Origin of the sequence: Agrobacterium sp. CFBP 3001, from assembly GCF_027871605.1 — a bacterium.
Lineage (GTDB): Bacteria > Pseudomonadota > Alphaproteobacteria > Rhizobiales > Rhizobiaceae > Agrobacterium > Agrobacterium leguminum.
This window is the reverse complement of record NZ_JAQAHD010000021.1, coordinates 66064-72885: the sequence shown is the minus strand read 5'-3', so window position 1 is coordinate 72885 and position 6822 is coordinate 66064. Positions and strand designations below refer to the sequence as shown.

Below are 6822 nucleotides of genomic sequence, written 5' to 3'. Positions count from 1 at the left end.
CCGCACGGTGTTGCTCCTCTTTCGTGTCCGAGATCGTCGCCAAACGCTCGAATACGAGTAGAATCAACACCGTGCGCCATGTCCACCAAATTTAAACCGGACAGCAGTGGGCTGTGGGCGGGAAAAACCATTGATATGGGCACGGTTCGCGGCCGGAATGATGAATATCGATGCATACTGGCGCTCGCGGATTGCTGCGGCGGCCGGCACGAGGGTGCTTTTTCAGTCAGACTCATTCGCAGCCATGACAACACCATTCTCTGGACAGCAACATTCACTTTCGTTGAAGGACGCGAGACACAGAACCACACGATTGTCGTTGGCGGCATGCAGGGTCCGCGCGCCGCGAAAGAGCAAATGGTGTCGATGACGCGCGACCTCTCGGGGCTTCGTCCGAAGGAGGCTGCACTCATGGTTCTGCAAGGCCTCGCCGCCGAGGGTGCACATGGCTATTTCGCTGTCGCCCATTCCAGGCACCCCATCCGTTACCGGCGCGCCCGGCGGCAAAAAATGATGGTTTCGGACATCGATGCTTTCTGGCGGGAACGCTCTGGCGAGCCGGATGAAATATTCGGTTTCAAAGTACCCTTCTCCAGCCTAGAGGGTGGAGATAAACGCAGCCATATGAAGCTCACTTTTTTCAACCTCGGCAAACGTCTCGCCGAGGCCAGAATAAACGAAAGCGCCTGAGGCTCGTCCCAGGTTGCCTGGACGTCGCGCTAGTCATGAGCAGGTTTTCGCGCCGGACCGAAGATCATGAAACTGATGGCGGCAAGGAACCAGACGCTTATGCCGGCATAAAGCATGACCAGACCAAAACCGTCCGCAAGCGCCTGATGGACGAGCTCTTGCGAAACACCCTGCGCAGAAGTGCCGGCGGTGCCCGCCGCGATCTTTTCCGCAAGCGACTGCAACGCCTCGATATCCGCAGCGGATGGCAGGTTTGCCCGAAGCGAAGCCCGGACGCCCTCGACCAGAATGAAACCCATGATCGGGATATTGATGGCGAGCGAGATCATGCGTGCGCTCATGTCGATGCCCGAGGCCATGCCGGAACGGGCGGGGGAAACCGCCCCCGTGGTGGTGTTGGTAACAGGCGTATTGGTCAGCCCGAGCCCGATACCGGCGAGGATGCAGCCGGGCAGCATGGTGAGCCAGTTCGCATTTTCGATGCCGCTTCCCGATTTCATCAGCATGAAACCGAGGCCGATGGTAAACAGCCCGGCCGGAATGACGAAGCGCGGCTGGTAGCGCAGCGACAGCCGCTCCGCCAGCGGCGGCACCACCAGCGCCGGCAGCGTATAGGCAAGCAGGCCGAGGCCGGCGGTGACGCTGTCATAACCGAGGCCCGCCTGAAACCAGATCGGCAGATAGATCATGAACGGCCAGAAGCTGATATTCATCGCCGCCGAACCGATGATCGCCCCGGAAAAAGGCCGGATGCGGAACACAGAGAAGTCGAACATCGGTCTTGAACTAAGCTTTTCAGCAATCACAAAGGCAATGAAGCTAGCAGCCGCGACACCGAGGATCAGAAGCGCCGCCGGGCTCACAAAACCGAGCGCGGGCCCCTGGGTGATGAAAAAGGCAAGGCAGAAAACGGCGACCGAAAGGGTGACCATGCCGGCAAGATCGAGACGCGCCGCCTCCGGATCGCGCGATTCTCCGACGCCGCCCGTGGCAAGCAGCCATGTTCCCGCGCCAAGCACGACGTGAACGAGGAACACCCATTCCCAGCTCCACAGCGCAACGATGGCGCCGCCGATGATCGGGCCGAAGCCCAGCCCCACGCCCGAGACGATGCCCCACCAGCCGAACGCCATCCCGCGTTCGCGGGCCGTGCGGAACTGATGCGACAGGATGGCGATCTGGCACACCAGCATCGCCCCGCCGCTCAGCCCCTGAAGGAAACGGGCGCCGATCAGCACCGAGACGTTTTCCGTCATTCCGCAGGCCAGAGAGGAAAGCGCGAAAGCGACGATGCTGGCGATAAAGACACGTTTGCGGCCGAAGCGATCTGCCAGCGCGCCCGTCGCCATCAGCACCATCGTCACGCCGATGGTGTAGGCGTTCATGATCCACTGAAGCTGGCGGAAATCCGCATGCAGCACCTGTTCGAGTGTTGGCAGGATCGCCGGAACGCTGGAGATTTCCAGTCCGAACATCAGGGCGGAGAGACAAACGGCAGCAAGCGCCGTGGCGCTTCTGCTGCTTGCGGGTGCTGCAACGGCAAGGGTCATTCTTCAGCCTTTCATGGGTCGGCCCGCACTTGCGAAAACCGATCAGTGGAGGAGGCACGCTAGACAAAGCTTGACCATAACTGAATTGGATGATTGGCTATTTCAGAGACAACAAATTGGAATAATCGATATGAGCACGCTGGATGTGGAGGCCGTCGAGGCCTTCGTTACCATCGCCGATATGCAGAGCTTCACCCGCGCTGCCGAAGCGCTCGGCACCACACAGGGCGCCATCAGCGTCAAGCTCAAGCGGCTGGAAGACAGGCTCGGCCAGCGGCTGCTCGAACGCACACCGCGCTCAGTGCGGCTTTCAGCGCAGGGCGCGGTGTTTCTGGCGCCCGCCCGCGAGTTTCTCGCCGCGCATGACCGGGCACTGGCCGGCCTTTCCTCCCCGCGCCGCCGCTTCGGCCTTGGCATCGCCGCCCATGTGGCGGGACCCGAGGTTCCGACCCTGCTTGCACGTCTCAACGACCACGACCCCGGGCTTACGATCGAAGTGCGCATGGATCATTCCCGATCCCTGCTGGACGCCTTCGACCGTGGGGAGATCGATGCGGCAATCATCCGGCGCGAGGATGATCGGCGGGACGGCGAGGTGCTCGGGCCGGAACATTTCGGCTGGTATGCAACCCCGCAATTCGAACACCGTCAGGGTGAACCGCTGCGGCTGGCGGCGCTCTCGCCCGCCTGTGGCGTGCGTGACATCGCCACCCGTGCCCTGGACGCGGCTGCGATTGCGTGGACGGAGGTGTTTCTTGGCGGCACATCGTCGATGGTGACCGCCGCCGTCTCGGCCGGGCTCGCGGTTTCCGCCTTCTCTTCCCGCCTTGCACCGCCCGGCACGGTGGAGGTCAGTCAGCGTTTTGGCCTGCCGCCCCTGCCCTCCACGGAAATCATCATGTTTTCCACCCTCACGGACAGCAGATCCCGGGAAGCCTTACGCACGCTTGCCGCCGCCTTTCGCGAACATCGGCCGGGATCGTGACGCAATCCGTCTGACACCGGCTAAACACCGAACACCTCCGGCGTCAGTTTTCCGCCCTTCAGCAGATGTTGCAGCGTATAGGAAACCGAAAGCGCATCATCGAGCGCATCGTGCCCCTGCAATGGCGGATGCTCGACACCGTAATAATCGGCCAGCCTGTTGCTCGGTGTTTTTGCCAGATCCTCCAACGGCATTCCCACTGCAAGCAGAAGTTTGACGGCATTGTCGAAACGGTTGGCAGGGATGGGTGGCTGGATGCCGGCGACATAACAGCTGATCGCCACCATATTCAGCTCGTCCTTACCCCATGACCAGCACTGGGCACCTTCCGAGAAACTGTCGAAGCTTGAAAGGGCCTCCTGCAATGGAACGCCTTCCGCATCGATGATCTCCCCGGTGATACCCGTCAGCCGGGTGAAGAATAGATCGATCGCATATCTTTCGCCATGACGGTCGACCGGACATATATAGGCCTTATAGGTCCCCAGAAGCGGAAAAAGCCGGCATTCGACGGGTCCCGCCTCAGCCTCGACCGCAAATTTCCCCCTCTGCTTGTCGACAATTCCGGACGGAAAAATTAGCATCGCGCGAAACGCCGCAGCGGAGCAATCATGTCACTTCCTCAGAAAATCGGTTTTATCGGAACGGGAGCCATCACCGATGCAATGGTCAGGGGCCTGCTCGCCAGACCTGCCGCCGTGCCGCATGTCATGGTGTCCCAGCGCAGTGCCGATATCTCGGCGAGACTTGCCGCCGATTTCCCGCAGGTGATCGTCTCCGGCGACAATCAGGCAATCGTCGATGGCTGCGATACCGTCATGCTGGCTATCCGGCCGCAGATCGCTGAAGAAGTCATCCGGCCCCTGCGGTTCCGGGACGGGCAGAAGATCGTCAGCGTCGTTGCCGCAACCGGCCGTGAGGCGCTTCTGGAGTGGATCGGCGCGGATGTGCGTCTCAGCCAGGCGATCCCGCTGCCCTTCGTTGCCCGGCGCAAGGGCGTCACCGCCATTTATCCTGCCGATATGGATACAGCTGCTATCTTCAACGTGCTCGGCAATGCGGTGGAATGCGAGACCAAGGCGGAATACGATCTTTTGGCCGCCGCCAGCGCTCTGATGGCCACCTATTTCGGCATCATGCAAACCACGACGGAATGGCTTGCCGAGAACGGTCTGCCGGAAGAAAAGGCGCGCGCCTATCTCGCGCCCCTCTTTGCCGGCCTGTCCGAGGTGGCCATGCTTGCCGGCAGCAGAACGGATTTCATCGATCTCAGCCGTGAATTCGCCACCAAGGGCGGCCTCAACGAGCAGGTGCTGCTGGATTTCGACGGCAAGGGCGGTTCAGGGGCCCTGAAAGATGCACTGAGCCGTGTGCTGGAGCGGATCACGCAATAACGAAAAAGGGGCCTTTTCGGCCCCTTTCCGTTTTACGCCTTCCCCGGACGGTTGATTGTGAGGAAGTGCCGCACCACCGGCTTTTCCAGCCCGGAATGATAAGCCAGCACCTTGCCCTGCAAATCCGCATCTGCATGGGAAACCCGCTTGTGTTGACGCAGATGCTCGGCCCAGGATTCCACCATGAACCATTCGACGATCTTCTGCGGATCGGCGGAGTCCTCCGTCACACCCCAGCCATAGGCGCCATCGCGGCGACGTTCCTGGGAAAGCTCGTCCAGTGCATGCAGGAAAGCGGAGCGGTGATGCTTTTCGACATTATATTCGATGAGGATGAGAACCGGGCCGCGATCATGGGCCACCGGCTCGGCCACGAGCGGTTCGGGCCAATGGTTGGACGGCACCATATCCGCATCGCCCGCAGGCAGTTTCAGGCGGTGCATGACGAGGCCCGCAACCAGCAATCCCGCAGCGCCGATCAGCAACGCACCCGGCACGCCTGTGGCTTCACCAACAGCACCCCAGCCAAGGCTGCCTGCCGTCATCGCGCCATTGAAGACGGTGAGGTAGACGGCAAGGCCACGGCCACGCACCCAGTTCGGCAGAACTGCCTGGGCTGCGCCATTCAGCGTCGTCAGCGCCGTGATCCAGGCACCGCCGAGAAACAGCAGGATGACGATGGCAAGCCATTTTGGCGGCGCGAAGGACAGCCCGGCCATGACGAGCGCGGTGGTGAGAGCCGCACCCAGCAGCAGGGCATCGGCATCGAACCGTTCGCGCAGCTTCGGCATGACCAACGCACCGCCGATGGCGCCTGCCCCGACAGCGCCGAGCAGGATACCGTAGAAGCTGGCATCTCCGCCGAGCAATTGCCGGGCGACCAGAGGCAACAGCGCCCAGACGGCACTGGCGAATGCAAAGAAGATCGCAGCCCGCAGCAGGACGACATGCAGCGGCCGGCTGGCGCGGGTATAACGAAGGCCCGCCCGGAATGCGCCGAAGAAACCTTCGGCCAGTGCATCATTGGCGTTCTTTGCCCGCGGCCACCATAGAAGCGCGGCGATGACCACGAAATAGCTTGCGACATCGGCGCCATAGGTGAAGGCCGCCCCGAAGGCCGCAAGAAGGATGCCGCCGGCGGCGGGACCGATGGAACGGGCGATGTTGATGCCCAGCGAATTCAGCGCCACGGCGCTTTTGATATCCTCACGTTTCACCAGTTCCGGCACGATGGCCTGCCAGGTCGGCCCCATCAGCGCAGCGCCGATGCCGCCGAGGAAGGTGAGCCCGATCAGCGCGCTGACGGACAAAAGGCCCGTATGGGAAAGAACCATGAGGGTGACGCTGACCGAGGCCAGCAGAAGCTGCACCGCGATCAGGAACTTGCGGCGGTCGAGAATGTCGGTCAGCACGCCGGCCGGGATCGCCAGAAGAAAGATCGGCAGGGTTCCGGCCGCCTGAACCATGGCGACGGCCGCCGGCGAGGCCGAAAGATCGGTCATCAGCCATGAACTGGCGACATCGCGCATGAAGCTGCCGGTATTGCCGAGCACCGTCGCCGCCCAGAGAACAGCGAAAACCGGTTGCGCAAGGGGAGCAAAGCTGCTCGCGGAGGTTTTTGCGGCACTCATTTGCCTGTTCCTTTCGTGAGATCGATTGCGGCGACGATGATGAAGGCACCGGCAAGGCCAAGATGTTCGAAGAAGGCGTTGGTGACCATCATGCGGTCCATGCCGGGCGCCATTTCCCAGAAGCGGAGAGCGATGAAGGTGGCGAGAAGCGTGAAGCCTGCAAGCGCCAGCGCACCGGCCCAGCGCAGGAAGCCCGACACCACCAGTGCGGAGGCGGTGAGCTCGAACAGGATGACGACGACAGCGAATGCGACCGCCGGCTGAAGGCCAAAATGGTTCATCTCCGCAATCGCGCCGGGAAAGTCGAAGATCTTGGTCAGCGGCCCCTGAATATAGGCCGAGCAGAGCGCCAGAAGCGCTAGGGTTTTTGTGGCGGGTGCGGCAACGATATCCGCGAGAAGCCCGCGAAGGCGAAAGGTTGAAGACGGCTCGGTCATTTGTTGCTCCTGCGATCTGGCCGGTCGGTTCGAGCGGCGCTGCGTTCATCTGATGGAGCGATATTGGCGCAAAGGATTACCGCCAACAATTGCATCAATAGTTTCGATATAATTGCGTAATTTGCAACATTATCC

The 6822-nt window shown here is 61.5% G+C and carries 7 protein-coding genes; 3 read left to right on the top strand and 4 right to left on the bottom strand.

Annotation, left to right across the window (positions count from 1 at the left end; genetic code table 11):
- Positions 1 to 78: 78 nt before the first annotated feature.
- Positions 79 to 690, top strand: coding sequence for a DUF535 family protein (locus tag PH605_RS21180; RefSeq protein WP_237680954.1), 612 nt, complete (start codon positions 79 to 81; stop codon positions 688 to 690).
- A 29-nt stretch (positions 691 to 719) separates the two neighbouring features.
- Here the strand turns inward: PH605_RS21180 and PH605_RS21175 are convergent, their stop codons facing one another.
- Entirely contained in the window at positions 720 to 2240 is a 1521-nt protein-coding gene (locus tag PH605_RS21175; protein ID WP_142845954.1) for an MFS transporter, read from the bottom strand.
- A gap of 130 nt (positions 2241 to 2370) precedes the next feature.
- Between PH605_RS21175 and PH605_RS21170 the strand changes: the two genes are divergently transcribed.
- Positions 2371 to 3225 carry a LysR family transcriptional regulator gene (locus PH605_RS21170; RefSeq protein ID WP_003522061.1) on the top strand — a complete coding sequence of 285 codons (855 nt, stop codon included), beginning with the start codon at positions 2371 to 2373 and terminating at the stop codon, positions 3223 to 3225.
- A 20-nt stretch (positions 3226 to 3245) separates the two neighbouring features.
- Here PH605_RS21170 and PH605_RS21165 read toward each other — a convergent pair whose 3' ends face one another.
- Positions 3246 to 3809: an exonuclease gene (locus PH605_RS21165; protein WP_237680953.1), complete on the bottom strand. Its 564-nt coding sequence runs from the start codon at positions 3807 to 3809 to the stop codon at positions 3246 to 3248.
- Positions 3810 to 3836: 27 nt separating this feature from the next.
- Here PH605_RS21165 and PH605_RS21160 point away from each other — a divergent pair, with 27 nt between their 5' ends.
- Positions 3837 to 4619: a pyrroline-5-carboxylate reductase gene (locus PH605_RS21160; RefSeq protein ID WP_078053710.1), complete on the top strand. Its 783-nt coding sequence runs from the start codon at positions 3837 to 3839 to the stop codon at positions 4617 to 4619.
- A gap of 32 nt (positions 4620 to 4651) precedes the next feature.
- On the opposite strand, the gene PH605_RS21155 is transcribed toward PH605_RS21160, so the two are convergent.
- Together PH605_RS21155 and PH605_RS21150 are read right to left on the bottom strand one after the other, a co-directional pair.
- Positions 4652 to 6250, bottom strand: a complete 1599-nt coding sequence (locus PH605_RS21155) for an MFS transporter (protein ID WP_078053711.1) — start codon at positions 6248 to 6250, stop codon at positions 4652 to 4654.
- Entirely contained in the window at positions 6247 to 6687 is a 441-nt protein-coding gene (locus tag PH605_RS21150) for a DoxX family protein (RefSeq protein ID WP_142845953.1), read from the bottom strand. Before PH605_RS21150 ends, PH605_RS21155 begins: the two co-directional genes overlap by 4 nt.
- Positions 6688 to 6822 lie beyond the last annotated feature (135 nt).

Coding starts and splice junctions, on each gene's coding strand:
- PH605_RS21180 (WP_237680954.1), top strand. CDS start 79: ATGTCCACCAAATTTAAACCGGACAGCAGTGGGCTGTGGGCGGGAAAA.
- PH605_RS21175 (WP_142845954.1), bottom strand. CDS start 2,240: ATGACCCTTGCCGTTGCAGCACCCGCAAGCAGCAGAAGCGCCACGGCG.
- PH605_RS21170 (WP_003522061.1), top strand. CDS start 2,371: ATGAGCACGCTGGATGTGGAGGCCGTCGAGGCCTTCGTTACCATCGCC.
- PH605_RS21165 (WP_237680953.1), bottom strand. CDS start 3,809: ATGCTAATTTTTCCGTCCGGAATTGTCGACAAGCAGAGGGGGAAATTT.
- PH605_RS21160 (WP_078053710.1), top strand. CDS start 3,837: ATGTCACTTCCTCAGAAAATCGGTTTTATCGGAACGGGAGCCATCACC.
- PH605_RS21155 (WP_078053711.1), bottom strand. CDS start 6,250: ATGAGTGCCGCAAAAACCTCCGCGAGCAGCTTTGCTCCCCTTGCGCAA.
- PH605_RS21150 (WP_142845953.1), bottom strand. CDS start 6,687: ATGACCGAGCCGTCTTCAACCTTTCGCCTTCGCGGGCTTCTCGCGGAT.